The sequence below is a fragment of the Streptomyces flavusporus genome, assembly GCF_046267975.1.
Classification (GTDB): Bacteria; Actinomycetota; Actinomycetes; order Streptomycetales; family Streptomycetaceae; genus Streptomyces; species Streptomyces flavusporus.
The window spans coordinates 8,895,471-8,920,256 of the sequence record NZ_CP176503.1 but is presented as its reverse complement, the minus strand read 5'-3'; the positions used below and the strand labels follow the sequence as shown (position 1 = coordinate 8,920,256).

Genomic DNA, 24,786 nt, shown 5'->3' with positions numbered 1-24,786 from the left:
TCCGCAGCCGGCGCAGCCCCGTCCTGTGACGGGCCGGCCGTCCGCGGGACGCGCTCGTCCGCGCCCCGGTCTTAGGAAGCCCGCATGTCCACCCACGTCCAGAAGCCCGGCTGGTTCACCGTCAACGTCTTCAAACGCGCGGTGGCCGGGATGACCCGTCGCGGCATCAGCATCTGGGGCTCCCGCGTCCTCGCGGTCCGCAGCCGCAAGAGCGGCGAGTGGCGGACCACCCCTGTGAACCTGCTGACCGTGGACGGACAGCAGTACCTCGTCGCCCCCTGCGGCCACGTCCCGTGGACGCACACACGCGGGCCGCGAGCGGCGGCGAGCTCAGGCTCGTGTGTTTCCTTTGGTGTCCGTGGCGATGTGTCGTCCGTCGGTGTCGTGCCGTGTGGCCAGCACGGTGTCGTATCTGAGTGCGTGGTTCGAATGCGTGACCTTTTCGTGGGTGTGTCGTTGCTCGGATGACGGCACCGCGGGCGGGGAAGGGGGACTGGTGAGCCGGAAGCTGCCGCTCGGTGACGGCGAGACCACCCGGACCGCCTGTGCCCGGGGTCGGCTGCGGGCGGGCGTGGTGGAGCAGACGGGTGAGGTGCTGTCGGCCGCTGCGCTGGCGCAGCGGGTCGGCTGGGCGGCTGATCTGGTGTCCGGCATGGCCGCCGAGCTGCTGGCCGGGCACTGGAACGCCGCCGATGTGGGCGTGCTGGCTGCGGGGGAGGACGCGGGCGGGCGGAAGCTGCCGTCGAACGCGTGGATGGCGCTGCGCCGGCTGGGCTGGACGGCCGTCCCGGCCGCGGGCGTGAGGGTCAATGACCGGATCGTGCGCATGGCCCAGGAACAGGCCGGGCGTGCCCTGCGCTCGGCCGGCTGGCGGGCCGAGCTGACGTCCGCGGTCCTTCAGACGTGGCCGTGCGATCCGGGCCGGCGCACCCCCGGGGAGTGGGACCGGGTACGGGAGGCGGTCCCCGGCGGCCGATCTCTCCCGTCGGGCGTGATCCGCTCGCGCACCCGGCAGATCACCGCCTTCGCCGCGAAGCACGGCCGCCTGCCCGCCGATGTGTTCGAGCTGGAGGCCCCGCCCCGGGCGGCGCGGATGCTGCTGCTGTCGGCGTGTGACGGCCAGCAGGCCACCATCGAACGCGGCGAGGACGACCCGCAGCGGGCGCTGCTGCGCCTGCAGCTGCCCACCCGATCCGACCCGCGCTCCTACCGGGACTGGACGTGGGTGGCCTGCATCATCACGCTGCCGCCCACGGTCCCGCCCGGTGCGGTGCTGCACCTGCCCACCCTGCGCCTCACGGGCGGGAAGGTGCGCGCCGACCTGGCCTACACCCACGCCGTCCCCAAGGCCCACCGTAGCGGCCACACAGTGGCCCTCGGCGTGGACTGGGGCCTGAACACCCTGCTGTCCGCGGGCGCCGCCCGGCTGTACGACGACGGGCACATCACCGCGCTCGGGCACGGCGCCCAGTTCCGGGCCGCCGGGATCCTGGCCAGGCAGCACCGCCTGCGGCGCCTGGCCGAGTCCCTGCACGCCAAGGCCGGCCAGTACCGGCGGCTCATCGGCGACACCGCCAGTCATCCGCTCACCGGCCGACACGATGTGCTGGTTGAGGAGACCCGCCGCGTCTGCGACCGCCGCTCCAACCTCAACGACGCCCTCGCCCGGGCCGCCGCCCGCTGGGCCGTGGACCAGGCCATCGCCGTCCGAGCCACGGTCATCTACCTGGAAGACCTGCGGTCGATGGAAGCGGGCGGCATGGGCCGCACCCACAACACCCGCCTGTCCCAGACCGTGCGCGGCCAGATCGCCGACCGCATCCGGCACTTCGCCGCCGAAGCGGGGATCGCCGTCGTCACCGTCCCGCCCCGCAACACCTCCCGGCACTGCCCCCGGTGTCTGGCCCCGCTGCGGCACCGCAAAGCCCCCGACCGCCCCATCACGGCGGGCTGGAAATGGGCCCTCTGCCCCGACCGGACCGGATGCGGCTGGCAGGGCGGCCGCGACCACGGCTCATGGCAGCGCATCGCCGCACGCGGTCTCACGCACCAGGCCAGGACCGTCACCGACCGGGCCACCGGGCAGATGGTGATCCGCACGGTGGTGGCCACGCTAGAAACGAAAGCGGTCGTCACCCCGACCGCCGAGACCCGCCGGACGGACCGGTCCAAGACCGGCCCCACCCGGCGCCGAAACACGCGCCCCGCGCCCAGGCGACGCAGGGCACCCTCCCCCACCGGCCCCTCGGGTCCGGCGGGCAAGCGTCCGGAGGGACACGCACCAACGGACCGGACGAGGCTGCCCCGCGCAGCCCACCGGCACCAGGGCGTGACGACGATCAGCACACCCACCACCAGCCGACACCGGCCACGAGGAGCAGCACTGGGCGCTGGCTTCCACCTGCACGCCCACGCCACCCCTCCACGATGGGCAGATCCCACACCAGTCACCACGCCTGGCACGGGATCACCAAGCTGATCAGAGACGCTCGGCAAGAACGTGGACCGAGATCGCCGACGACGACAAGCCCGCGCTGCTGCGCGCCTATCTCAGGCGCTGGAAGGCCGAAGTCGGCGTCTTCTTCAAAGGTGTCGGTCCCGACTCCTCGGACGAGGAGCTGCGTCGTATCGCCCCCGACCACCCCGTCTTCCAGATCACCTACACGAACGCCACGGGCGTCAGGAGCTGACCTCGCCACCCGGCGCCGGCCGGCGGTCCAGCGCAGTCAGGGCGCGCTGGGCCAGGGGATGACTGCGGACGATCTCGCCCAGTGACGTGGCGCCGCGCGTGATGTCCATGAACGCCTTCCATGCGGGCCGGAACCCGGTCACGGCCGCATGGAAGAGACCGGGACGCCGCTCGAACACCGTCAGCAGGCGCTTGCCGACGGCCATCTCCACGCCCAGTCCCGCTTTGATCGCGAACGCGTAGTTCAGGGCCTGCCGACGGGTGTCCACCGCGTCGTGCGCCTCGGCGATCCGTACCGCCCACTCCCCCGCGAGTCGCCCCGACCGCAGTGCGAAGGAGATGCCCTCCCGCGTCCACGGCTCCAGCAGCCCCGCCGCGTCCCCGCACACCAGCACCCGCCCGCGCGACAGCGGCGAGTCGTCGGCGCGGCAGCGGGTCAGGTGGCCGGAGGAGATGCTCGGTTCGAAGCCGGCGAGTCCCAGCCGCCCGACGAAGTCCTCCAAGTAGCGCTTGGTCGCGGCGCCTTCACCGCGTGCGGAGATCACTCCGACCGTCAGCGTGTCGCCCTTGGGGAAGACCCAGCCGTAACTCCCGGGAATCGGCCCCCAGTCGATGAGGACGCGCCCCTTCCAGTCCTCGGCGACCGTCTCCGGAACCGGGATCTCCAGCTCCAGGCCGAGGTCCACCTGGTCGAGTTTGACGCCGACGTGGGCTCCTATCCGGCTGGCGCTGCCGTCCGCGCCGACCACCGCACGTGCCAGCACCGTCTCACCGCCCTGCAGGATGACGGCGACCGTACGCCGGTCGGGCACCGCCGGTCCGTGCTGCTCGACCCGCGACACCGTGACGCCCGTGCGGAGTTCGGCGCCCGCCTTCTGAGCCTGCTCGACGAGCTGCTGGTCGAACTCGGGCCGGTTGACCAGCCCGAAGAGCATCTGCCTGGAGCGCCGGGTACGGGCGAACCGTCCGTTGTTGGAGAACGTCACCGCGTGCACCCGGTCCTGCAGAGGCAGTTCGAAGCCGGGCGGCAGCGCGTCGCGCGAAGGGCCGATGATCCCGCCGCCGCACGTCTTGTACCGGGGCAGCTCCGCCTTCTCCAGCAACAGCACGCGCCGTCCCGCGACCGCCGCCGCGTAGGCGGCCGAAGCCCCTGCGGGTCCCGCGCCCACCACGACGACGTCCCACACCTGCCGCACGTCGTCGTCCGCCGAAGAGTTCTCGCTGCTCACGATGGTCTGCTGCTCCTGATCCGCCGCCTGCCGCATCTGTCCCCCGCATCCTACGGTGGGCATCGCCGCAGGCCACTGTGGCAGGATCGGCAGCGTATGCGCCCTGCACACCAGGGCGCGCCTGCATGCGCGCGGTCATCCGTGCGCACCGCAGCGGATGTCCGTGCACCACACCACGGGCCCACCGCGCAGATCCGTATCGAGAAGTACAACGTCGCACCCACGAGGAGCGTGCCCATGTCGTCGAATCCGGTCGCCGAGACTGTCGCCTCGCTGATGCCCAGGGCGAAGGCGGAGCTCGCCGAGCTGGTGGCCTTCAAGTCGGTGGCGGACTTCGACCAGTTCCCGCGGAGCGAGAGCGAGGGCGCCGCGCGCTGGGTGGCGGACGCGCTGCGCGCCGAGGGCTTCGAGGACGTGGCGCTGCTCGACACCCCGGACGGGACCCAGTCGGTGTACGGCTACCTGCCCGGTCCCGAGGGCGCCAAGACGGTCCTGCTCTACGCCCACTACGACGTGCAGCCGCCGCTGGACGAGGCCGCCTGGACGACCCCGCCCTTCGAACTGACCGAGCGCGACGGCCGCTGGTACGGGCGTGGTGCCGCCGACTGCAAGGGCGGCGTGATCATGCATCTGCTGGCGCTGCGCGCGCTCAAGGCGAACGGCGGCGTGCCGGTGCACGTCAAGGTGATCGCCGAGGGGTCCGAGGAGACGGGCACGGGCGGCTTGGAGCGGTACGCCGAGGAGCACCCGGAGCTCCTGGAGGCCGACACGATCGTCATCGGCGACGCGGGTAACTTCCGCGTCGGGCTGCCGACGGTGACCTCGACCCTGCGGGGCATGACCCTGGTCCGTGTGCAGGTCGACACGCTCGAAGGCAACCTGCACTCGGGCCAGTTCGGCGGCGCGGCGCCGGACGCGCTGGCCGCGCTGATCCGCGTACTGGACTCGCTGCGTGCGGAGGACGGTTCGACGACGGTCGAAGGACTCACGTCCGAGGCGCGGTGGGAGGGGCTGCAGTACGAGGACGAGCAGTTCCGCAAGGACGCCAAGGTGCTCGACGGCGTCGGTCTGATCGGCTCCGGTACGGTCGCCGACCGGATCTGGGCGCGTCCGGCGGTCACCGTGCTCGGTATCGACTGCCCGCCGGTCGTCGGCGCCACCCCGTCCGTGCAGGCGAGCGCCCGGGCGCTGATCAGCCTGCGGGTACCGCCGGGCGTGGACGCGGCCGAGGCGACCAAGTTGCTCCAGGCGCACATCGAGGCCCACACGCCGTGGGGTGCGCGGGTGAGCACCGAGCAGATCGGCCAGGGCCAGGCGTTCCGCGCCGACACGACCAGCCCGGCGTACCAGGCGATGGCCGACGCGATGGCGGTGGCATACCCGGACCAGGAGATGCAGTACGCGGGGCAGGGCGGCTCGATCCCGCTGTGCAACACCCTCGCCGCGCTCTACCCGCGCGCGGAGATCCTCCTCATCGGCCTGAGCGAGCCGGAGGCCCAGATCCACGCCGTGGACGAGAGCGTGTCCCCCGAGGAACTGGAGCGGCTGTCGGTGGCGGAGGCCGTGTTCCTGCGCAACTACGCGGCGAGCTGACCGGCCTCCGCCACGCCCCCGGCTGAGCGCGGACAGCTGCGCTCAGCCGACCGGGATCCCGGCCTCCAGGTAGAGCGCCGCGCCACGTTCGCGGGCCCGCAGTGCCCAGCGCAGCCGCTCGTAGCGCACCGGCGGCAGCAGGCCGGCGGCCTCCTCCTCGGTGACGAAGCGCCAGGCGCGCAGCTCGGGTCCGGGCAGCAGCACCTCACGGGCCTCGGCGGAGTCGAGGCTCCCGCCGTCGAAGAGGAGGCGCAGCCCGCCGTAGCCGGGCGGTGCGGGCGCCTCCCAGTCGACGACCAGCAGGCGGGGTACGTCGTCGAGGTGGATCCCGGTCTCCTCGGCGACCTCGCGCATGCCGGCCCGGGCGGGCGCCTCGCCGGGTTCGACGACACCGCCGGGGAACTCCCAGCCCGCCTTGTAGGTGGGGTCGACGAGCAGCACGCGGCCCTTTTCGTCGAAGAGGAGGACACCGGCGGCCAGCGTCTCGGCGGTGGGTTCGGGGGTCTGCACGATGTCACAGACGGGCACGGCCCCGGAGGCGACGGCCTCGGCGATACGGGAGGCGGTCTCGTACGGGGCGAGGGCGCCGTTGTCGACGGGGTGGGCGTCGGCGGTCAGCCAGGAGGCGAGGGCGGCCTTGTACGGCTCGATGCGGTCGTACGACCACTGGCGTGTGCGTATCTCGCCGTCGGGCACGTCGGGCGGGAGCTCACGGTTCGCTATTCGGTCGCGCAGGATCGTTTCGGCCGGGGTGAGAAGCACATGCCGGACGGTGATACGGCGGGCTGCGAGACCGCCGAAGATCTCGTCGCGGTACTCCTGGCGCAGCAGGGTCATGGGCACGACGAGGGTGCCGCCGAGTTCGGCGAGCAGCGCGGCCGCGGTGTCGATGACGAGGCGTCGCCAGATCGGCAGGTCCTGGAAGTCGCCGACCTCGGCGAGGCGTTTGGCCGGCAGCAGATGTGTCAGTTCGCCGCCGATGACCTCGGGGTCGAAGAGCGTGCTGTTCGGGATCAGTTCGATCAGTTCCCGTGCAGTGGTGGTCTTCCCCGCACCGAACGCGCCGTTGATCCAGACGACGGTCACGTTTCCCCCTCTTCTGTTGGACCCCTGTGGCTTGCCCGTTCCACCCTGCCACGGAAACCAGGCCCAGTTGAGGGTGCACAAGCGGAGGCGCCGGCACCCCTTTCCGGGGGCCGGCGCCTCGCGGTGCGGCTGTGGCGGCTGCGTCAGTTCTCCTGCCCGCCGGGCGTGCGATCCTCCAGGGTCAGGCTGTCGCCGACGCCGGTCTTGTCGAGGGTGCTCAGGGTGTCGTCCGCCTTGGGCTTGCCGGTCCCCTCACCGCCGGCCTGAGAGGGGGTGACCGCCGCGACGACGAATCCGGTGGCGAGGGAGGCAATGGCGAGCATGCTGCGCTTCTTCATGCCCGGTTCAACCGACGGACCCGGTCCGGGGTCACGCACCTGTCCCGGGTCTGTCGGCCCGTGGGACCCTGTCCGACCGGGAGTGAACGTTCCTGCCGACGGCGCTCACACCCCCGCCGCCGTGGCGTCCGTCCGGCTCGCCAGGGCGGCCGCGGCGGCCCCCACCAGGCCTGCGTCCGTGCCCATCTGAGCCGGCATCACCTTCAGCCCCTGGACGAACGACAGCGTCGCGTAGTCGCCGAGGGCCTTGCGCAGGGGGGAGAGGAGGACATCGCCCGCCTTGCCCACTCCCCCGCCGATGACCGCGATGTCGATCTCGACGAGGGTCGCGGTGGCCGCGATACCGGCAGCCAGGGCCTGGGCGGCGCGTTCGAAGGAGGCCACGGCGACCGGGTCGCCGGCGCGTGCGGTGGCGGCCACCGCGGCGGCGGAGGTGTCGCCGTCGGGGCCGGGCCGCCAGCCGGCCTCCAGGGCGCGGCGCGCGATGTTGGGGCCGCTGGCGATGCGCTCCACACAGCCGCGCGCACCGCACGGGCAGGGATCGCCGTCGAGATCCACGCTGATGTGACCGATGTGGCCCGCGTTGCCGGTGGGGCCGGGGTGAAGCCGCCCGTTGAGGACCAGGCCACCGCCGACGCCGGTGGAGACCACCATGCACAGCGCGTTGTCGTGGCCTCGCGCGGCGCCCTGCCAGTGCTCGGCGGCGGTGATCGCGACGCCGTCGCCGATCAGCTCGACGGGCAGTCCGCCGGCCGCAGCCCGGACCCGCTCCACGAGTGGATAGTCGCGCCAACCGGGCACGTTCACGGGGCTGACCGTGCCCGCCGAGGCGTCCACCGGACCTGCGCTGCCGATGCCGACGGCGCTCGCGCGGCCCCACAGCGGCGCCGCGATCAGCTCGCCGATCACCTCCTCGACCGCCCGCATCACGGTGTCGCCGTCCTGCTGGGCGGGCGTGGGGCGCTGGGCGCGCACCACGATCCGACCGCCGCCGTCCACCAGCGCGCCTGCGATCTTGGTTCCGCCGATGTCGAGCGCGGCCACGAGGTCGGTGTGCATCAGTGTCGGATCTCCCCGTCAACCTGGGTAAAAGGGCCGGCCGGTCCAGCGGTGGGGCGCGGGCCGGAGATTGCGGTGGACAGTCTCCCCTGCGTCTGACAACGTTGTCCAGGCTCTATGCTCGACGCCACATCCTCATACAAACCATGGACCGACGCATCCCCGGACCACAGGACAGGACACCGCACCGTGCCCGAGACCCACCGCCGAGCAGACCGCCTCTCCGCGAATCTCTCCGCGAACCGCTACGGCAACCGGCCGACCATGAAGGACGTCGCGGCCCGTGCCGGGGTCGGACTGAAGACGGTCTCCCGGGTCGTCAACGGTGAACCGGGGGTCACGCCGGAGACCGAGCGCCGCGTCCAGGAGGCCATCGAGGCGCTCGGCTTCCGGCGCAACGACAGCGCGCGGGTGCTGCGCAAGGGCCGTACGGCCAGCATCGGGCTGGTCCTGGAGGACCTGGCCGACCCGTTCTACGGGCCACTCAGCCGCGCGGTCGAGGAGGTGGCCCGCGCCCACGGCGCCCTGCTGATCAACGGTTCCAGCGCCGAGGACCCCGAGCGCGAGCAGGAGCTGGTGCTGGCGCTGTGCGCGCGGCGGGTGGACGGGCTGGTCGTCATCCCGGCCGGTGACGACCACCGCTATCTGGAACCCGAGCTCAAAGCGGGTGTCGCCACGGTGTTCGTGGACCGTCCGGCCGGGAAGATCGACGCCGATGTCGTCCTGTCGGACAGCTACGGCGGCGCCCGGGACGGCGTCGCGCACCTGATCGCGCACGGTCACCGGCGGATCGGTTTCATCGGCGACATGCCCCGTATCCACACCGCGGCGGAGCGGCTGCGCGGCTACCGGGCCGCGATGGAGGACGCCGGCATACCGGTCGAGGAGTCCTGGGTGTCCCTGGGCATCACCGATCCGCGCCGGGTGCGCCGGGCGGCCGAGGAGATGCTCTCCGGCCCCGCCCCGGTCACCGCGGTCTTCGCGGGCAACAACCGCGTGACGGTCACCGTGATCCGTGTCCTGGCCGAGCAGTCCCGGCAGGTCGCCCTGGTCGGCTTCGACGACATCGAACTCGCCGACCTGCTTCAGCCGGGGGTGACCGTGGTCGCCCAGGACGCGGCCGCCCTCGGCCGCACCGCCGCGGAACGGCTGTTCCGCCAGCTGGACGGCTCGCTCGTCGTCCCGGAGCGCATCGAACTGCCGACCCGGCTGATCACCCGCGGCTCCGGCGAGCTGCCGCCGGCAGACTGAGCGGTCCATGGAGGAACACGCGAAGCAGCCGCGGCATGACGGGCCGGACCGCACCCTGGAGGCGCTGGGGCTGGCGGAGGCGCCCCGCGAACGTCCGCTGAGCTATCCGGGTGCCTGGCCGCAGATGTCGGGGCTGCTCGACGGGGACCGGCTGCTGCCGCTCATCCGCCTGGTGCACGAGGACCGCACCCCGGTCCTGGCCGTCGGCTCCAACGCCTGCCCCGGCCAACTGCGCCACAAGATGGCCCAGTTCGGAATCACCTCACCCGTCCCGATGGTCAAGGCCCGGGTCACGGGTATCGACGTGGGTGTCTCCGCCCACGTGAGCCGCCTCGGCTACGTGAGCGCTTCCCCGTTCGACGCGCCGGGAGTCGTACGGGAGTTGTTCGTCATCTGGCTCGACGCCGAGCAGCTCGCGGTGGTCGATGCGAGTGAGGGCGTGCCGCTGCCGCACGGCAACTTCGCCCGCGCCTGGCTGCCCGCGCCCGAGGTGCGGATCGAGTTGGAGAACGGCGAGCCGCTGCCCGGCGCGTACGTGTACGTCAACCGCCATGGCGTCCTGCACAACGGCTCCCCCGCGCCCCGCACGCATCCCGGGCAGCGCGCCCTGCTCACCGAACTCCTCGTCACCCTGCCCAGGTTGCGGAAGCTGTTCGGCACCACGCCCGCGGAGTTCTGCGCACGGGCCCGCGCCGACCGCCGGCTGTGCGAGCGGGGCACGCGGCTGTTCGCCGAGGAGCAGTTGGCGACTGCCTCCGGCCTGGAACGGTACGTACGGGCTCAGCAGCCGGGGAGTCCGGGCACACCGGCGAACGGGAAGTGACGTCGGTGACGGCCTCGCTACTTGGCGGAGGCCGTCAGATCACCCCGCCGGGGCGCCGCGAAGCCCTCCAGCTCGGTCCGGGTCAGGCCGGTCAGCCGGGCGACCTCGGCGATGTCGAGGGCCCCGCAGTCCAGGCCGCGCAGGAGGTAGCCGCTGAGGGCCTTGGCGGTGGCGGGCTCGTCCATGACGTCGCCGCCGATGCGGCCCGCGTAGCGGGCGAGGCGGGCGGCGGCCTGTTCGAAGCCCTCGCGGTAGAAGGCGTAGACGGCCGCGTAGCGGGTCGGGAGGTGGCCGGGGTGCATGTCCCAGCCCTGGTAGTAGGCGCGGGCCAGAGCGCGGCGGGTGAGGCCGTAGTGCAGGCGCCAGGCGTCGTGGACCTGCTCGGTCGGGCCGACCGGCAGGACGTTGGTCGAACCGTCCGACAGGCGGACGCCGGTGCCCGCGGCGGCGACCTGCATGATCGCCTTGGCGTGGTCGGCGGCCGGGTGGTCGCTGGCCTGGTAGGCGGCGGAGACGCCGAGGCAGGCGCTGTAGTCGAAGGTGCCGTAGTGCAGTCCGGTGGCGCGGCCCTCGGCGGCCTGGATCATCCGGGCGACGGTGGCGGTGCCGTCGGTGGCGAGGATGGACTGGCTGGTCTCGATCTGTATCTCGAAGCCGAGCCGCCCGGGCTCCAGCGCGTGCGCCTTCTCGAAGGCCTCAAGGAGCCGGACCATGGCGGTGACCTGCTCGGGGTAGGTGACCTTGGGCAGGGTGAGGACCAGCCCGTCGGGCAGGCCGCCGGCCTTCATCAGGCCGGTGAGGAAGATGTCGAGGGTGCGGATGCCCCGGTCCCGGACGGCGGCCTCCATGCACTTCATGCGGATGCCCATGTACGGGGCCGCGGTGCCTTTCTCACACGCCTCGGTGATCAGCCGGGCCGCGCGGGCGGCCGTCTCGTCCTCCTCGGCGTCGGGGCGGGGGCCGTAGCCGTCCTCGAAGTCGACGCGCAGGTCCTCGATCGGCTCACGCTCCAGCTTGGCGCGGACCCGGTCGTGGACGGCCTCGGCGAGGTCGTCGGGGAGGCCGAGGACGGCCGCGAAGGAGGCGGCGTCCGGTGCGTGTTCGTCGAGGGCGACAAGGGCCTGGTCGCCCCAGGAGCGGATGGTGTCGGCGGTGAAGGCGTCGCCGGGGACGTAGACGGTGTGGACGGGCTGGCGGGTGCCGGGGTCTCCGGGGTAGCGGCGCTCCAGTTCGGCGTCGACCGGTGCGAGGGAGGCGCTGATCTCCTCGCTGACCGTGCCCGCCAGGCTCGTCGCCACTCGCTCCTGCTGACCCTGACCCATCCCACACCCTCCAGCTTTCCGCTTTACGGAATCAACAATCCGTAGAACGAAGTTATCGGGGGACCTTCCGCCTGGTCAACACCGCTTACTCATGGGGCCACCGCGAACTTTCGGCATGTTCACGCTCATCTCATGCGGCGGTAGAACACTTCGGTACGCACGACTCCGCCCGGCAGTCCCCAACGAAGGAGCCACCGTGCCGAAACACAGCCGAGTCACGCGCCGTCTGGGCCTGAAGGCCGCGTTAGCCGCAGCGGTCGCCCTGCCCCTGTCCAGTACAGCACTGTCCCCGCTGCCCGCGTCGGCCGAGGTTTCCGCCGGACTGCGCCTGGAGGCCATGTCCTTCAACCTGCGCTTCGCGAGCACCAGCGAACCGAACAGCTGGGCGGTGCGCAGACCGGTGATGCGCGAACTGCTGCGCCGCGAGCGCCCGCACGTCATCGGCACCCAGGAGGGCCTCTACCAGCAGCTGCAGGACATCGAGGCCGACCTCGGGCCGCACTACGACTGGATCGGCACGGGCCGTGCGGGCGGCAGCCGCGACGAGTTCATGGCGATCTTCTACGACACGCGCCGTCTCGCCCCCGTCGAGTACGACCACTTCTGGCTCTCCGACACCCCGGACGTGATCGGGTCGAACACCTGGGGCGGCGGGTCCATCCGCATGGTCACCTGGATCCGCTTCCGCGATCTGCGGGACGCCGGCCGGGAGTTCTACTTCCTCAACACCCACCTCGACAACCGCAGCCAGGACGCACGCGCGCGTGCCGCGGCCCTGACCGTGCAGCGGATCGCCGGGCTCGACCGTTCGCTGCCGCTGCTGGTGACCGGCGACTTCAACGTCGCGGCCCACAACGACCCGGTCTACGACACACTGCTGGGCGCCGGGCTCGTCGACACCTGGGAGCAGGCCGCCGAACGCAGCGCGCTGTACGGGACGTTCCACGGTTACCGGCCGCTGACGCCGGACGGCGACCGCATCGACTGGATCCTGGCGACGCCGGGGGTCACCGTGCACCGGGCGGAGATCAACACCTTCTCCATGAACGGGCAGTTCCCGAGCGACCATCTGCCGGTGCAGGCGTCGCTGACCCTGGGATGAGCCGAGGCCCCCGTGACCGGCGTGGTCACGGGGGCCTCGTACAGCCTGCGGACGATCAGCCCTTGCGGGCCTTGATCTCCTCGGTGAGCTGCGGGACGACGTCGAACAGGTCGCCGACGACGCCGTAGTCGACGAGCTCGAAGATCGGCGCCTCGGGGTCCTTGTTGACGGCCACGATCGTCTTCGAGGTCTGCATACCGGCGCGGTGCTGGATCGCGCCGGAGATGCCGGAGGCGATGTACAGCTGCGGCGAGACGGACTTGCCGGTCTGGCCGACCTGGTTGGTGTGCGGGTACCAGCCCGCGTCCACCGCGGCACGCGAGGCACCGACGGCCGCGCCGAGCTCGTCGGCGAGGGCCTCGATGATCGCGAAGTTCTCCGCACCGTTGACGCCACGGCCGCCGGAGACGACGATCGCGGCCTCGGTGAGCTCCGGACGCCCGGTCGACTCGCGCGGGGTGCGCGCGGTGACCTTGGTGCCGGTGGCCTTGTCGGAGAAGGTCACCGACAGCGCCTCGACCGCGCCGGCGGCCGGGGCGGCCTCCACGGCGGCCGAGTTCGGCTTGACCGTGATGACCGGGGTGCCCTTGGAGACCCGGGACTTGGTGGTGAAGGACGCGGCGAACACCGACTGGGTGGCCACGGGGCCCTCGTCGCCGGCCTCCAGGTCGACGGCGTCGGTGATGATGCCGGAGCCGATGCGCAGCGCCAGACGGGCGGCGATCTCCTTGCCCTCGGCGGAGGAGGGGGCGAGGACGGCGGCCGGGGACACGGCCTCGTAGGCGGCCTGCAGGGCGTCCACCTTCGGTACGACCAGGTAGTCGGCGTACTCGGCGGCGTCGTGCGTGAGCACCTTGACCGCGCCGTGCTCGGCGAGCGTGGACGCGGTGTCGGCGGCACCGTTGCCGAGGGCGACGGCGACGGGCTCGCCGATGCGGCGGGCCAGGGTCAGCAGCTCCAGGGTGGGCTTGCGGACGGCACCGTCCACGTGGTCGACGTAGACGAGAACTTCAGCCATGGGACTTCTTCTCTCCTGCTTGCGAAGTATGCGGGGCGGTCAGCGAATTCGAGCTCAGATGAACTTCTGGCTCGCGAGGAACTCAGCGAGCTGCTTGCCGCCCTCGCCCTCGTCCTTGACGATCGTGCCGGCCGTGCGGGCCGGGCGCTCGACCGCGGCGTCCACGGTGGTGTAGGCGCCCTCGAGACCGACCTCCTCGGCCTCGATCTCCAGGTCCTCCAGGTCCCAGGACTCCACCGGCTTCTTCTTGGCGGCCATGATGCCCTTGAAGGACGGGTAACGCGCCTCGCCCGACTGGTCGGTGACCGACACGACCGCCGGAAGCTGCGCCTGAAGCTGCTCGCTCGCGGCGTCGCCGTCGCGGCGGCCCTTGACCGTGCCGTCCTCGACGGAAACCTCGGACAGCAGGGTCACCTGCGGGACGCCCAGACGCTCGGCCAGCAGGGCCGGGACGACGCCCATGGTGCCGTCGGTGGAGGCCATGCCGGAGATGACCAGGTCGTAGCCGGCCTTCTCGATCGCCTTGGCCAGCACCAGCGAGGTGCCGATGGCGTCGGTGCCGTGCAGGTCGTCGTCCTCGACGTGGATCGCCTTGTCGGCGCCCATCGACAGGGCCTTGCGCAGGGCGTCCTTGGCGTCCTCCGGGCCCACGGTCAGGACGGTGACCTCGGCGTCGTCCGCGTCCTCGGCGATCTGCAGCGCCTGCTCGACCGCATACTCGTCCAGCTCGGAGAGCAGACCGTCCACGTCGTCCCGGTCGACGGTCAGGTCATCGGCGAAGTGCCGGTCGCCAGTGGCGTCGGGCACGTACTTCACAGTGACAACGATCCTCAAGCTCACGCCGGCTCTCCTACTGCATCGTCATTTCTCGGCTGCCTGCTTGCAGGCAGCATAGGCGCCTGAAGCGGCCGATCCCGGTCGGGGCGACCCTCGCTCCGAACGAAATATTACTCGCCAGTACACCCAGTTCGTTCCCGCTAAGCAAGCGCTTTGAACTGTGACCTTCGCAACGCAGCGTAACCGGAACTGGACGGCTTCGCAGGACGGTCGGGCCGCACTCAGTCACGCAGGGCATTGAAGCGCCCCTGGTGGTACAGGAGCGGGCGGCCCGCCCCGGCCGGATCACCGAGAACGACCTCCGCGAGCACGATGTGATGGTCGCCGGCGGGCACGCGCGCGTGGACCCGCCCCACCAGCCAGGCCAGCACGTCGTCGAGCACGGGAACGCCTTCAGGGCCCTCGCGCCAGCCGGTGGGGGCGCCGAACCGGTCGGCGCCGCTTCGGGCGAAGGTGGCGGCCAGCTCCTGCTGGTGCTCGCCGAGTATGTGGACCCCCACGTGCTCAGCCCCGGAGATCGCCGCCCAACTGGAGGAGCCCGTGCCGATCCCGAAGGAGAGCATCGGCGGCTCCACGGAGACCGACGTGAGGGACGTGGCGGTGAAGCCGACCGGGCCGTCGTCGCCCCGCGCGGTGATCACGGCGACTCCGGCCGCGTGCCGACGGAAGACGGCGCGGAGCAGATCGGGTGAGGCGGTACGGGGGGCGGCTAGGTCGGGGGTGGCCGTCATGAAGTTGACCTCTGTCAGGGGCGAGGAGCAGTTCGGGGCGGTTCAACAGCCCGGACAGCACGCACTCGCGGTGCGGACGAGGTCGGCATGGACCCGCCCGAAGAGAAGGAGTTCAGAAGGCATACGGCCAGGCTGACGGTAGGTGGTGTACACAGTCAAGTTCGTTCCGGCATGCGGAAACGGCCTCCTGGGCATCGGCACTCAGACCGCCTCCCCCAGTGCGGCGATCACATCGGCCTTGCGCGGCTGCCCCGTGGCCCGCCGCACAACACGGCCGTCGGCGTCCAGCACCAGCACGGTCGGCGTCTTGAGGATGTCGAGGGCGCGGACGAGGTTCAGGTGGGCCTCGGCATCGATCTCGACGTGGGTGACGCCGGGGACCAGACCGGCCACCTCGTCGAGAATGCGCCGGGTCGCCCGGCAGGGTGCGCAGAAGGCGCTGGAGAACTGAACCAGCGTGGCCCGCTCGCCGAGTTCCGCGCCCAGCTCGGCCGCACCGAGCCGCTTCCCCTCGTCACGCCCGCGCACGCGCACTCTCCCGCTCCGCCACCGGTGCAGCACGCCGTAGACGCTCACCGCCGCGAGCACCGCAAGACACACCACAAGTCCCGTCATCACATGCACAAGCATTCACGAGACCGCAAAGATTCCCACCTCCCGGAAGCGGATCCGCTGCGGAATGCTGGCTTCATGGACATCGACGTGAGAGGGCCGCGGTTCGGGGCGGCCGTGACGACCGTCCTCCTGGCGGTCGCCCTGATCACCACAAGCGCCTGGCTGCTGGCCTGGCAGACCCTGGCGTTCGCGCTCGGCGCGGCCGGCGGCGTGGGCCGTTCGCCGTACGGCTGGGTGTTCCGCAAGTTCGTACGGCCCCGGATCGGGCCGCCCTCGGAGTTCGAGTCACCCGAACCGCCGCGGTTCGCGCAGGCGGTGGGCCTGGTCTTCACCGGCGTCGGCCTGGTCGGCTTCACGCTGGGGCCCGCATGGCTGGGCCTCGCGGCCACCGGCGCCGCGCTCGGCGCCGCCTTCCTCAATGCCGCGTTCGGGTACTGCCTGGGCTGCGAGTTGTACCTGATGGCCCAACGGGTGGCGGTACGCGCAAAGTAAAAGGCCGTTAAAAGCACGAGGTGGATCACCGGCCGACGTGACGAGGATCTCGTGTCGGCCGGGCACCAGGACTGGCTCCCCGGCCGTTCTTGGGGCACGATCTGCGAGATGCCGTAAACCTACGGCTCCGTAGCTTCCCCGCCGGGAATCCCTTCCCAGGCAGAGCAGGAAGGGTCCACCCCGCCCATGGCAGAACTCGTCTACCGCCCCGTCGTCGGTCTCGCCCTCACGATGTTCAAGGCCTGGGACCTCAAGATCGACTGCAAGGGGTCGGAGAACATCCCGCGCTCGGGCGGCGCCGTGCTGGTGAGCAATCACATCAGCTATCTGGACTTCATCTTCAGCGGCCTGGCCGCGCTCCCCCAGAAGCGCCTGGTGCGTTTCATGGCGAAGGAGTCCGTCTTCCGGCACAAGATCTCCGGCCCGCTGATGCGCGGCATGAAGCACATCCCGGTGGACCGCAAGCAGGGCGAGGCGGCCTACGCACACGCCCTGGACTCACTGCGCTCCGGCGAGGTGGTCGGCGTGTTCCCCGAGGCCACGATCTCGCAGTCGTTCACCCTGAAGGGCTTCAAGTCCGGCGCCGCCCGACTGGCCCAGGAGGCGGGCGTCCCGCTCGTCCCGATGGCCGTGTGGGGCACGCAGCGGCTGTGGACCAAGGGCCACCCGCGCAACTTCCGGCGCAGCCACACGCCGATCACGATCCGGGTCGGCGAGGCACTCGAGGCCTCGCGCGACAAGTACGCCGGCGCGATCACCCGGCAGCTGCGCGAGCGGGTCCAGGAACTGCTGGAGGCCGCCCAGCGCGCCTACCCGGTACGCCCCAAGGGTCCGGACGACACGTGGTGGCTGCCGGCCCATCTCGGCGGCACGGCGCCGACTCCGGAGGAGGTACGCGAGGCCGAGGCCCGCTGACCGTTCCCCGACCTCAGAGTGCGACGGGGAGCGTCTTCCACAGGTACGGCCGGTCGGGGGCGGCCCGCAGGACGCCGAGGACAACCGGGTGCGGTTTTGCGTACAGCACCGGATAGTCCGACTCGTTGGACTTCGCATCGGGCGTGAAGGCCAGGCGCTCGCCGTCGAGGGAGAACTGGGCGTCCACGCCCGCCTTGTTGCCGCGCGGGTCCTGCCGGTGCCAGGCGCCGTTGAACCGCACGGCGACAAGCCCGTGCACGACATGCCCGTCTCCGCCGTCGTGCGCCAGCCGCTGATAGCAGAGCGCCGTCGGGATGTCCTCGGCCCGCAGCAGCGCCGCCAGTGCGTGGGCCTTGGCGTAGCAGATGCCCGTTCCCTGTTCCAGCACGTCGGACGCGCGCCAGGTGACGCGGGGATCACCGGAGTCCTGCGAGTGCGGAATGGTGTCGCGCACGGACTCGAACGCCATACGTGCATAGTCATACGAGTCCGATGCTGCTGCCGCGAGCCGGGCCGCCGCATCCCTTACCCGCGGATGGTCATGGCCGATGACCTCGTCGACGGCCAAGTAGGCGGACAGGTGCGGGATTTCCTGGATCAGCTCCATGCCCGCAGAGCATAGAAATGCGACCACCCAAGCGTCAATGACTTTTCGGCTGGTCGCATACCTATGCAGATCTCATGCCCATGCAGGGCGGCTATCGAGCCATCTCCTCCTTGAGCGCCGCCACGAACGCGTCCACGTCCTCCTCCGTCGTGTCGAAGGCGCACATCCAGCGGACGTCGCCGGCCGCCTCGTCCCAGAAGTAGAAGCGGAACCGCTTCTGCAGGCGCTCGCTCACGTCGTGCGGCAGGCGGGCGAAGACCGCGTTGGCCTGCACCGGGTAGAGGATCTCGACGCCGTGCACGGCACGGACGCCCTCGGCGAGGCGCTGGGCCATCTCGTTGGAGTGGCGGGCGTTGCGCAGCCACAGGTCCTTGGCGAGCAGCGCCTCCAACTGCACCGATACGAAGCGCATCTTGGAGGCGAGCTGCATGGACAGCTTGCGCAGGTGCTTCATACGGCTGACGGCGTCCTGGTTGATGACGACGACCGCCTCGCCGAACAGGGCGCCGTTCTTGGTCCCGCCGAGGGAGAGGATGTCGACGCCGACCGCGTTGGTGAACGTGCGCATCGGCACGTTCAGGGAGGCGGCCGCGTTGGCGATCCGGGAGCCGTCGAGGTGGACCTTCATGCCGAGCGCGTGGGCGTGCTCGCAGATGGCACGGATCTCGTCGGGCGTGTACAGGGTGCCGAGTTCGGTGCTCTGGGTGATCGAGACGACCTGCGGCATCGCGCGGTGCTCGTCCTCCCAGCCGTACGCCTGCCGGTCGATCAGCTCGGGGGTGAGCTTGCCGTCGGGTGTGGGGACGGTGAGCAGCTTCAGGCCGCCCATCCGCTCGGGCGCGCCGCCCTCGTCGACGTTGATGTGCGCACTCTCCGCGCAGATCACCGCACCCCAGCGGTCGGTGACCGCCTGGAGTGCGACGACGTTGGCGCCGGTGCCGTTGAAGACCGGGAAGGCCTCCGCCGTGGCCCCGAAGTGGCTGCGGATGATTCGCTGGAGGTTGTCGGTGTACGCGTCCTCGCCGTACGCGACCTGGTGGCCGCCGTTGGCCAGGGCCAGGGCGGCGAGCACCTCGGGGTGGGCCCCGGCGTAGTTGTCACTGGCGAAACCGCGGACCTCCGGGTCGTGGTGGCGACGCGCGTCGGTCTTCGGGGGGTTCACGGCTTCTCGGTCAGCCACAGACGGTTTCCGTTCACTTCTGCGGCGGGCTTGTCCCAGACGCCGACGATGGCCTCGGCCAGGTCCTTGACGTCCGTGAAGCCCGCGAACTTCGCGTTGGGTCGCTCGGCGCGCATCGCGTCGTGCACCAGTGCCTTCACCACCAGGATGGCAGCCGCGGACGTCGGCCCCTCGGGGCCCCCGGCCTTGCGGAAGTAGTCGGCCAGGGCCAGCGTCCACGCCTCGGCGGCGGCCTTGGCGGCGGCGTAGGCGGCGTTGCCGGCGGTGGGCTTGGTGGCGCCCGCGGCGCTGATCAGGATGTACCGGCCGCGGTCGCTGCGCTGCAGCGCCTCGTGGAAGGCGAGGGAGGTGTGCGCCACGGTGCGGACCAGCAGCAGCTCGAGGAAGTCCCAGTCGTCGAGGCTGGTCTTGGTGAACGTCTCGCTGCCGCGCCAGCCGCCGACGAGGTGGACCAGGCCGTCGACACGGCCGAAGTCCTTCTCGACGCGGTTGGCCCAGTCCTGGGCGGCCTGCCGGTCGAGCAGGTCCACCGTGTCACCGACGACGGTGGCGCCGCCGTGCGCGTAGCTGGCCGCGTCCACGGCTTCCGCCAGCCGCTCCGGGTCGTTGTCCGAGCCGACGACGGTCGCCCCCGCCTCGGCCAGCCTGAGCAGCGCCGCCCGCCCGGCGGGTCCCCCCGCACCGGCCACCGCGATCACCGCACCGCTGAGAGCCCCGTTCCCCATGATCCTCGCCTCCTGAGCAGTGTTCTGGACGAGATCGCTCACGCGGCGACCCGCTCGGTGCTGTCCGCCGTGATGCCCCGGGTCGACGCAATCACGTTCTTGAGCTTCTTGGACAGCGCCTCATAGAACATGCTCAGCGGAAACTCGTCCGGAAGCACGTCATCGACGAGCTTGCGCGGCGGCTGGGTCAGGTCCAGGGCGTCGGGGCCCTTGGCCCACCTGGAACCCGGGTGCGGGGCGAGGTAGGTCGAGACCAGCTCGTACCCGGCGAACCAGTGCACGAGCTTCGGGCGGTCGATGCCGTCCCGATACAGCTGCTCGATCTCGGCGCACAGCTGGTTGGTGACCTGCGGGGCGCGCTGCCAGTCGATGGACAGCTTGTTGTCGGTCCAGCGGACGACGTCGTGCTTGTGCAGGTAGGCGAAGAGGAGCTGGCCGCCGAGGCCGTCGTAGTTGCGGACGCGCTCGCCGGTGACCGGGAAGCGGAACATGCGGTCGAAGAGCACCGCGTACTGCACGTCACGAGCCTGCGGGACGCCCTCGGTCTGAAGCTTCACGGCCTCCTTGAAGGCGGTGAGGTCGCAGCGCAGCTCCTCCAGGCCGTACATCCAGAACGGCTGGCGCTGCTTGATCATGAACGGGTCGAAGGGCAGGTCGCCGTGGCTGTGGGTGCGGTCGTGGACCATGTCCCACAGCACGAAGGCCTCTTCGCAGCGCTTCTGGTCGTGCACCATCGCGGCGATGTCCTCGGGCAGTTCCAGGCCGAGGATGTCGACGGCGGCCGCGGTGACGCGGCGAAAGCGGGCGGCCTCGCGGTCGCAGAAGATGCCGCCCCAGGTGAAGCGCTCGGGAGCTTCGCGGACGGCGATCGTCTCCGGGAAGAGGACGGCGGAGTTGGTGTCGTAGCCCGCCGTGAAGTCCTCGAAGGTGATGCCGCAGAACAGCGGGTTGTCGTAGCGAGTGCGCTCCAGTTCGGCCAGCCAGTCCGGCCAGACCATGCGCAGCACGACCGCCTCGAGGTTGCGGTCGGGGTTGCCGTTCTGGGTGTACATCGGGAAGACGACCAGGTGCTGGAGGCCGTCCCGGCGGTTCGCCGCAGGCTGGAAGGCCAGCAGCGAGTCGAGGAAGTCGGGCACCTCGAAGCCGTCGTCGGCCCAGCGGCGCAGGTCCTTCACCAGCGCCGCGTGGTAGGCGACGTCGTGCGGGAGCAGCGGGGACAGTTCCTCGACGGCGTCGACGATCCGGCGCACGGCGAACTCGGCGTCCGCGGAGGCCGGGGCGCCCTCGGCGTCGAAGTCGATCGATCCGTCCTTGGACTGCCATGGCCGGATCTGCTCCACGGCATCCTTGAGCACGGGCCACGCCGGATGCTCCACCACCCTGGCCACGGGAGGAACCTGCTCCTCCGCACCCGCCTGCACAAGAATTTCCGTCATGTCCCATCCTCCACTGGAGAACCTTGCGTAAGGACACCGTATGCATAGGGGGTTTCTCCCAGCAAGGGGAGCAGCGGGAAATTATCCTGCGCACCCCCATCGTCACTGAACTTTTTCCTGTCGGCCACCGCAGGGGCGTCTGTGCGGGGGAACGTCGGCCGCGAGGGCGCCAGGTCCGCCCCGGCGTCGTCCCGATACCCCCGTGTAGGCAGGGGTTCATCGGCGGGACAGGCCACTAGGCTGCGGCCCTGTCGCGCCCAGGGCCGTCCCGGTCCGCGCGATCCCTGCCGCCGCCGTCGACGGAAGCGAGTCGAACCTTGAACTTCCTCACCATCGGTCACCGCGGAGTCATGGGTGTCGCACCCGAGAACACCCTGCGTTCCTTCGTCGCCGCCGAGCAGGCCGGCCTCGACGCCATCGAACTCGATCTGCACCTCAGCAAGGACGGCGCCCTCGTCGTACTGCACGACACCGAAGTGGACCGTACGACCGACGGCACCGGTCCGGTCGCCGAGAAGACCCTCGCGGAGCTACGGGCCCTGGACGCGGGCCAGGGGGAACGGATCCCGGTGTTCGAGGAGGTCCTGGACACGGTCGACGCGCCGCTGCAGGCCGAGATCAAGGACGTCGCCGCCGCGCGGGCGCTGGCGGAGGTCATGCGCGAACGGGGCCTGGTGGAGCGGATCGAGGTGTCCTCGTTCCACGACGAGGCCATCGCCGAGATCGCCCGGCTGCTGCCCGGGGTACGGACCGCTCTGATCGCCAGCCGGTACGGCACCGACATCGTGGAGCGCGCCGTCGAGGCCGGTGCGGCGACCGTCTGCCTCAACATCCGCCGGCTCACCCTGGAGGTCGTGGAGCATGCGCGCGAGGCCGGCCTGCGGATCATCGGCTGGGTGGTGAACACGCAGGAACACCTGCGTCTCGTCCGCGCGCTGGAGCTGGACGGAGCGACGACCGACTACCCGGAGATCAAACGCACCGGCCGGTTCACGGCCTGAGACACCGCGACGTACGGCTCAGGCGAGTTCCTTGACCAGCAGCTCGAACTGCAGGTCGGCGCGCTGCGGGATGCCGAACCGCTCGTCGCCGTACGGGAACGGCGTCATCTTTCCGGTACGGCGGTAGCCGCGCCGCTCGTACCAGGCGATGAGGTCCTCACGTACGGAGATCACGGTCATGTGCATCTGCGTCACGCCCCAGGTCGCGCGGGCCTGCCGCTCCGCCTCGGCGATGATCACCTTGCCGAGGCCGCCGCCCTGGAGCCGCGGGCTGACCGCGAACATCCCGAAGTAGGCGTGGTCACCGCGGTGCTCGAGCTGGCAGCAGGCGACGACCGCGCCGTCCCGTTCCACCGTCAGCAGCCTGCTGTCGGGCGACTTGATGACGGCCCGGACGCCTTCGGGGTCGGTGCGCTGCCCCTGAAGGATGTCCGCCTCGGTGGTCCACCCGGCCCGGCTGGAGTCGCCCCGGTACGCCGACTCGATCAGCGCGACCAGCGCCTCGATGTCGGCGTCGGTGGCGGCACGGAAGGTCAGTCCGGTGGCAGCGGTGGCGGCGGTGTCCATGGGAGCGTCTCTCCGGTTTCTCGGGCGTGGCTCGGGCACGGACGAGAGTAACGCTGCCATTAGGCTCCGGGTGCATGGTGCACGTACTCAGCAGCCGGACCCTGCTCCGCCCCAACGACGCCGAGCGGTCCCGAGTCTTCTACGGCGAACAGCTGGGCCTCGCCGTCTACCGCGAGTTCGGTACGGGGCCGGAGCGCGGCACCGTCTACTTCCTCGGCGGCGGCTTCCTGGAGATCTCGGGCCGGTCCGAGACCCCGCCGTCCCCGGCCGTACGGCTCTGGCTCCAGGTCGACGACGTGACCGCGGCCGAGGAGGAGCTGCGGGCCAAGGGGGTCGACATCGTGCGGCCGCCGCTGCGCGAGCCGTGGGGGCTGATCGAGATGTGGATCGCGGATCCGGACGGCTGCGAAATTGTTATCGTCGAGGTACCTGAAGATCATCCCATCCGCTACCGCCCGAGCATCTGACCTGCGGAAACGCAAAAAGCCCCGCCCACCGCCACGGGGGAGGCAGTGAGCGGGGCTCTGTCCGCCCGAACCCCGTTAGGGGTGTCGGCACCGGGCGGACCCTCGCCGCCGGCCGAAGGAATCAGACGGCCTCCGGGGCGAGGAGTTCAGGACGCGAGCAGGAGCCGGGAGAGGCCGACCTCACCGGCTCGCCGACCCCTGCCGCGCCCTCCACGCGCCGGCGCACGGGCGCCGACACGCGGGTCTATATGGGCTTCAGGCTCCAGCGACGTTCGGAGGTGTAGCGGAAGCGCTCGTGAGCGCGGTTGGCGAAGGAGCGGTTGGCGACCATGTGCGTGACCGCCCATCGCTGCGCCTCGTCCGTGTCGTCGACGTCCTCGAAGTCCAAGCATTGAGCGCACTCGATGCGCAGCTTCTCCGGCAGCTTGTCAATCGCTTGATCCGGCGTCAGCAGCGGGTAGGGGGCTACCCGAGAGGGTGGTGTCATCAGAGTCGCCCACTCTCGCGCGATCGGGCATTCCTTGCGGCGTTCCGCGCGCTGAGCTTCTCCGCGTCGGTCGCCTCACGAACGACCTCCGGGGATGCCGTCCATTCGCGCCCTCCTCCGACGGGGCGCAAGTAGAACTCCCCCCACTCCTCGCCCTGGAACGCGCCGACGCGATCTCGCGCGGTATCCATCATCAGCGTTCCGACGGCCGGCAGTTCTCTCGATTCAGGGCGCGACACGACGCCTCCTAATCCCTGCATGTGATCACCCACTGTGCGCGGAATGGCTAAGCACGAAGTTAGGCGTGATGCAGGACGAGGTTCCACGGAATTCTATGGAGTTCTACGTGACTTCAGTCGAGCGAGTCAATCGCGGCTGAGATGAGTGACCGAGCCCTCGCGCCGTGGACGGCTAGAGCGGCCATCTCCTCGAAGGCGTGGGCGTACTGCGCGACTTCACCGGGCGTCGTCACGGTGATCGCGGCCGTGAGGAGCTCCACGTGAACTCGCTCGTCGTCGAAGATTGTGAACGTCTCCAGCGTCCACATGTCCCGCGGATGGCCGGCGGGGACGATGCCGACAGACACAGCGGGCAGCGCCATGACGGAGAGCAGATAGCCCAATTGACCCGCCATGATTGCCGCGTCCCCGACGACGTGACGGAGGACGGACTCCTCCAGAAGGATCCCGAAGCGGTGGTCTCCCTCACGGATGATGTGAGAGCGCTCGACGCGCGCGGCTGCTGCGTCAGCAACGTCGTCCGGCGTCCCATGGACGCGCGCGATGCTCCCCAGGAGCGCGGCGGCGTACTCGTAGGTCTGGAGGAAGCCAGGGATGACCGTGGAACTGTAGACGCGGAACTGTCGCGTCTGCTCGTACAGCGGAATACGGGACTCTTGCAGCCGTCGCAGCCCTGTGCGCTGGACACGGCGCCACTCCAGGTACATCGAGTCGGCAGTACGGTTGGCTGCGAGGAGATCCGGTATCTTCTCCTCCGCTCCACACGCGCGGCACCACTCGCGGATGTCGTCGTCTGACGGGGGCGTCGTAGCGCTCTGGAGGCGGGAGACCTTCGACGGCTGCCAACCTGCGCGCGCTGCAACCTCCCTACCCGTCAGACCTGCGTCACGCCGGATCTCGCGGAGTTGCTCTGCGATGGCGCGACGTGCGGCGTCAAGGGCCGTCGAGGGGTAGGGAGATTGCATCGGTGTGCGTCG

25 protein-coding genes and 2 pseudogenes are annotated in these 24,786 nt (G+C 70.8%); 11 read left to right on the top strand and 16 right to left on the bottom strand.

Going from position 1 to position 24,786, the window contains the following annotated elements; all coding sequences use genetic code 11:
• Positions 1-84: 84 nt before the first annotated feature.
• The 3 genes and pseudogenes from ACKTSN_RS41905 to ACKTSN_RS41895 form a co-directional block, all read left to right on the top strand.
• Positions 85-338, top strand: a pseudogene (locus tag ACKTSN_RS41905) (deazaflavin-dependent nitroreductase); the annotation flags it as partial.
• Positions 339-496: 158 nt separating this feature from the next.
• Complete coding sequence (locus tag ACKTSN_RS41900) at positions 497-2,479, top strand: zinc ribbon domain-containing protein (protein ID WP_409473848.1); 1,983 nt, start codon at positions 497-499, stop codon at positions 2,477-2,479.
• Between the two features lie 19 nt (positions 2,480-2,498).
• Positions 2,499-2,690, top strand: a pseudogene (locus ACKTSN_RS41895) (deazaflavin-dependent nitroreductase); the annotation flags it as partial.
• Here ACKTSN_RS41895 and ACKTSN_RS41890 read toward each other — a convergent pair.
• On the bottom strand, positions 2,680-3,918 hold the full coding sequence (locus tag ACKTSN_RS41890) for a geranylgeranyl reductase family protein (RefSeq protein ID WP_409475052.1): 1,239 nt from the start codon (positions 3,916-3,918) through the stop codon (positions 2,680-2,682). The pseudogene ACKTSN_RS41895 and the gene ACKTSN_RS41890 sit on opposite strands and share 11 nt — an antisense overlap.
• Before the next feature lie 237 nt (positions 3,919-4,155).
• Here ACKTSN_RS41890 and ACKTSN_RS41885 point away from each other — a divergent pair, with 237 nt between their 5' ends.
• Positions 4,156-5,511: a dipeptidase gene (locus tag ACKTSN_RS41885; RefSeq protein WP_409473847.1), complete on the top strand. Its 1,356-nt coding sequence runs from the start codon at positions 4,156-4,158 to the stop codon at positions 5,509-5,511.
• A 42-nt stretch (positions 5,512-5,553) separates the two neighbouring features.
• Here the strand turns inward: ACKTSN_RS41885 and ACKTSN_RS41880 are convergent, their stop codons facing one another.
• From ACKTSN_RS41880 to ACKTSN_RS41870, 3 genes are all read right to left on the bottom strand, one after another.
• Positions 5,554-6,597, bottom strand: a complete 1,044-nt coding sequence (locus tag ACKTSN_RS41880; RefSeq protein WP_409473846.1) for an NUDIX hydrolase — start codon at positions 6,595-6,597, stop codon at positions 5,554-5,556.
• Between the two features lie 143 nt (positions 6,598-6,740).
• Positions 6,741-6,935, bottom strand: coding sequence for a hypothetical protein (locus ACKTSN_RS41875; RefSeq protein WP_409473845.1), 195 nt, complete (start codon positions 6,933-6,935; stop codon positions 6,741-6,743).
• 105 nt (positions 6,936-7,040) lie between these two features.
• A complete protein-coding gene (locus tag ACKTSN_RS41870) occupies positions 7,041-7,994 on the bottom strand; it encodes an ROK family protein (protein ID WP_409473844.1) in 954 nt (317 codons plus the stop codon).
• Between the two features lie 189 nt (positions 7,995-8,183).
• Between ACKTSN_RS41870 and ACKTSN_RS41865 the strand changes: the two genes are divergently transcribed.
• Both ACKTSN_RS41865 and ACKTSN_RS41860 read left to right on the top strand, forming a co-directional pair.
• Positions 8,184-9,245: a LacI family DNA-binding transcriptional regulator gene (locus ACKTSN_RS41865; protein WP_409473843.1), complete on the top strand. Its 1,062-nt coding sequence runs from the start codon at positions 8,184-8,186 to the stop codon at positions 9,243-9,245.
• Between the two features lie 7 nt (positions 9,246-9,252).
• Positions 9,253-10,068 carry a hypothetical protein gene (locus ACKTSN_RS41860; protein WP_409473842.1) on the top strand — a complete coding sequence of 272 codons (816 nt, stop codon included), beginning with the start codon at positions 9,253-9,255 and terminating at the stop codon, positions 10,066-10,068.
• Positions 10,069-10,085: 17 nt separating this feature from the next.
• Here the strand turns inward: ACKTSN_RS41860 and ACKTSN_RS41855 are convergent, their stop codons facing one another.
• Entirely contained in the window at positions 10,086-11,390 is a 1,305-nt protein-coding gene (locus tag ACKTSN_RS41855; RefSeq protein ID WP_409473841.1) for a DUF6986 family protein, read from the bottom strand.
• Between the two features lie 196 nt (positions 11,391-11,586).
• On the opposite strand from ACKTSN_RS41855, the gene ACKTSN_RS41850 reads away from it, so the two are divergent.
• A complete protein-coding gene (locus tag ACKTSN_RS41850) occupies positions 11,587-12,492 on the top strand; it encodes an endonuclease/exonuclease/phosphatase family protein (RefSeq protein WP_409473840.1) in 906 nt (301 codons plus the stop codon).
• Between the two features lie 55 nt (positions 12,493-12,547).
• Here the strand turns inward: ACKTSN_RS41850 and ACKTSN_RS41845 are convergent, their stop codons facing one another.
• From ACKTSN_RS41845 to ACKTSN_RS41830, 4 genes are all read right to left on the bottom strand, one after another.
• Positions 12,548-13,510, bottom strand: a complete 963-nt coding sequence (locus ACKTSN_RS41845) for an electron transfer flavoprotein subunit alpha/FixB family protein (RefSeq protein WP_409473839.1) — start codon at positions 13,508-13,510, stop codon at positions 12,548-12,550.
• 54 nt (positions 13,511-13,564) lie between these two features.
• Positions 13,565-14,350: an electron transfer flavoprotein subunit beta/FixA family protein gene (locus tag ACKTSN_RS41840; RefSeq protein WP_409473838.1), complete on the bottom strand. Its 786-nt coding sequence runs from the start codon at positions 14,348-14,350 to the stop codon at positions 13,565-13,567.
• Between the two features lie 218 nt (positions 14,351-14,568).
• A complete protein-coding gene (locus tag ACKTSN_RS41835; RefSeq protein ID WP_409473837.1) occupies positions 14,569-15,078 on the bottom strand; it encodes a flavin reductase family protein in 510 nt (169 codons plus the stop codon).
• 201 nt (positions 15,079-15,279) lie between these two features.
• The gene (locus ACKTSN_RS41830; protein ID WP_409475051.1) at positions 15,280-15,693 is read right to left on the bottom strand and encodes a thioredoxin family protein; all 414 of its coding nucleotides are present in this window, start codon (positions 15,691-15,693) and stop codon (positions 15,280-15,282) included.
• A gap of 75 nt (positions 15,694-15,768) precedes the next feature.
• On the opposite strand from ACKTSN_RS41830, the gene ACKTSN_RS41825 reads away from it, so the two are divergent.
• Both ACKTSN_RS41825 and ACKTSN_RS41820 read left to right on the top strand, forming a co-directional pair.
• Entirely contained in the window at positions 15,769-16,185 is a 417-nt protein-coding gene (locus ACKTSN_RS41825) for a DUF4395 domain-containing protein (protein WP_409473836.1), read from the top strand.
• Positions 16,186-16,371: 186 nt separating this feature from the next.
• Positions 16,372-17,100, top strand: a complete 729-nt coding sequence (locus ACKTSN_RS41820; RefSeq protein ID WP_409473835.1) for a lysophospholipid acyltransferase family protein — start codon at positions 16,372-16,374, stop codon at positions 17,098-17,100.
• A gap of 13 nt (positions 17,101-17,113) precedes the next feature.
• Here ACKTSN_RS41820 and ACKTSN_RS41815 read toward each other — a convergent pair whose 3' ends face one another.
• The 4 genes from ACKTSN_RS41815 to ACKTSN_RS41800 all read right to left on the bottom strand — a co-directional run bounded on the left by ACKTSN_RS41815 (position 17,114) and on the right by ACKTSN_RS41800 (position 21,048).
• Entirely contained in the window at positions 17,114-17,707 is a 594-nt protein-coding gene (locus ACKTSN_RS41815) for a transglutaminase domain-containing protein (RefSeq protein WP_409473834.1), read from the bottom strand.
• Between the two features lie 91 nt (positions 17,708-17,798).
• Positions 17,799-18,869, bottom strand: a complete 1,071-nt coding sequence (locus ACKTSN_RS41810; protein WP_409473833.1) for a threonine aldolase family protein — start codon at positions 18,867-18,869, stop codon at positions 17,799-17,801.
• Complete coding sequence (locus ACKTSN_RS41805; protein ID WP_409473832.1) at positions 18,866-19,612, bottom strand: SDR family NAD(P)-dependent oxidoreductase; 747 nt, start codon at positions 19,610-19,612, stop codon at positions 18,866-18,868. Before ACKTSN_RS41805 ends, ACKTSN_RS41810 begins: the two co-directional genes overlap by 4 nt.
• Positions 19,613-19,650: 38 nt before the next feature.
• On the bottom strand, positions 19,651-21,048 hold the full coding sequence (locus ACKTSN_RS41800; protein WP_409473831.1) for a DUF6421 family protein: 1,398 nt from the start codon (positions 21,046-21,048) through the stop codon (positions 19,651-19,653).
• 317 nt (positions 21,049-21,365) lie between these two features.
• Between ACKTSN_RS41800 and ACKTSN_RS41795 the strand changes: the two genes are divergently transcribed.
• Positions 21,366-22,049, top strand: a complete 684-nt coding sequence (locus ACKTSN_RS41795; RefSeq protein ID WP_409473830.1) for a glycerophosphodiester phosphodiesterase — start codon at positions 21,366-21,368, stop codon at positions 22,047-22,049.
• 18 nt (positions 22,050-22,067) lie between these two features.
• Here the strand turns inward: ACKTSN_RS41795 and ACKTSN_RS41790 are convergent, their stop codons facing one another.
• Complete coding sequence (locus ACKTSN_RS41790) at positions 22,068-22,616, bottom strand: GNAT family N-acetyltransferase (protein WP_409473829.1); 549 nt, start codon at positions 22,614-22,616, stop codon at positions 22,068-22,070.
• Between the two features lie 74 nt (positions 22,617-22,690).
• On the opposite strand from ACKTSN_RS41790, the gene ACKTSN_RS41785 reads away from it, so the two are divergent.
• The gene (locus ACKTSN_RS41785) at positions 22,691-23,083 is read left to right on the top strand and encodes a VOC family protein (protein WP_409473828.1); all 393 of its coding nucleotides are present in this window, start codon (positions 22,691-22,693) and stop codon (positions 23,081-23,083) included.
• A gap of 244 nt (positions 23,084-23,327) precedes the next feature.
• On the opposite strand, the gene ACKTSN_RS41780 is transcribed toward ACKTSN_RS41785, so the two are convergent.
• Both ACKTSN_RS41780 and ACKTSN_RS41775 read right to left on the bottom strand, forming a co-directional pair.
• Entirely contained in the window at positions 23,328-23,471 is a 144-nt protein-coding gene (locus ACKTSN_RS41780; RefSeq protein ID WP_409473827.1) for a hypothetical protein, read from the bottom strand.
• 451 nt (positions 23,472-23,922) lie between these two features.
• Positions 23,923-24,774 carry a helix-turn-helix domain-containing protein gene (locus ACKTSN_RS41775; RefSeq protein ID WP_409473826.1) on the bottom strand — a complete coding sequence of 284 codons (852 nt, stop codon included), beginning with the start codon at positions 24,772-24,774 and terminating at the stop codon, positions 23,923-23,925.
• Positions 24,775-24,786: the final 12 nt, after the last annotated feature.

Bases quoted from the DNA above. Each gene is read 5' to 3' on its own strand.
- ACKTSN_RS41885 (WP_409473847.1), top strand. From the start codon at position 4,156: ATGTCGTCGAATCCGGTCGCCGAGACTGTCGCCTCGCTGATGCCCAGG.
- ACKTSN_RS41875 (WP_409473845.1), bottom strand. From the start codon at position 6,935: ATGAAGAAGCGCAGCATGCTCGCCATTGCCTCCCTCGCCACCGGATTC.
- ACKTSN_RS41870 (WP_409473844.1), bottom strand. From the start codon at position 7,994: ATGCACACCGACCTCGTGGCCGCGCTCGACATCGGCGGAACCAAGATC.
- ACKTSN_RS41860 (WP_409473842.1), top strand. From the start codon at position 9,253: ATGGAGGAACACGCGAAGCAGCCGCGGCATGACGGGCCGGACCGCACC.
- ACKTSN_RS41855 (WP_409473841.1), bottom strand. From the start codon at position 11,390: ATGGGTCAGGGTCAGCAGGAGCGAGTGGCGACGAGCCTGGCGGGCACG.
- ACKTSN_RS41845 (WP_409473839.1), bottom strand. From the start codon at position 13,510: ATGGCTGAAGTTCTCGTCTACGTCGACCACGTGGACGGTGCCGTCCGC.
- ACKTSN_RS41835 (WP_409473837.1), bottom strand. From the start codon at position 15,078: ATGACGGCCACCCCCGACCTAGCCGCCCCCCGTACCGCCTCACCCGAT.
- ACKTSN_RS41830 (WP_409475051.1), bottom strand. From the start codon at position 15,693: ATGACGGGACTTGTGGTGTGTCTTGCGGTGCTCGCGGCGGTGAGCGTC.
- ACKTSN_RS41825 (WP_409473836.1), top strand. From the start codon at position 15,769: ATGGACATCGACGTGAGAGGGCCGCGGTTCGGGGCGGCCGTGACGACC.
- ACKTSN_RS41820 (WP_409473835.1), top strand. From the start codon at position 16,372: ATGGCAGAACTCGTCTACCGCCCCGTCGTCGGTCTCGCCCTCACGATG.
- ACKTSN_RS41815 (WP_409473834.1), bottom strand. From the start codon at position 17,707: ATGGAGCTGATCCAGGAAATCCCGCACCTGTCCGCCTACTTGGCCGTC.
- ACKTSN_RS41805 (WP_409473832.1), bottom strand. From the start codon at position 19,612: ATGGGGAACGGGGCTCTCAGCGGTGCGGTGATCGCGGTGGCCGGTGCG.
- ACKTSN_RS41800 (WP_409473831.1), bottom strand. From the start codon at position 21,048: ATGACGGAAATTCTTGTGCAGGCGGGTGCGGAGGAGCAGGTTCCTCCC.
- ACKTSN_RS41790 (WP_409473829.1), bottom strand. From the start codon at position 22,616: ATGGACACCGCCGCCACCGCTGCCACCGGACTGACCTTCCGTGCCGCC.
- ACKTSN_RS41785 (WP_409473828.1), top strand. From the start codon at position 22,691: ATGGTGCACGTACTCAGCAGCCGGACCCTGCTCCGCCCCAACGACGCC.
- ACKTSN_RS41775 (WP_409473826.1), bottom strand. From the start codon at position 24,774: ATGCAATCTCCCTACCCCTCGACGGCCCTTGACGCCGCACGTCGCGCC.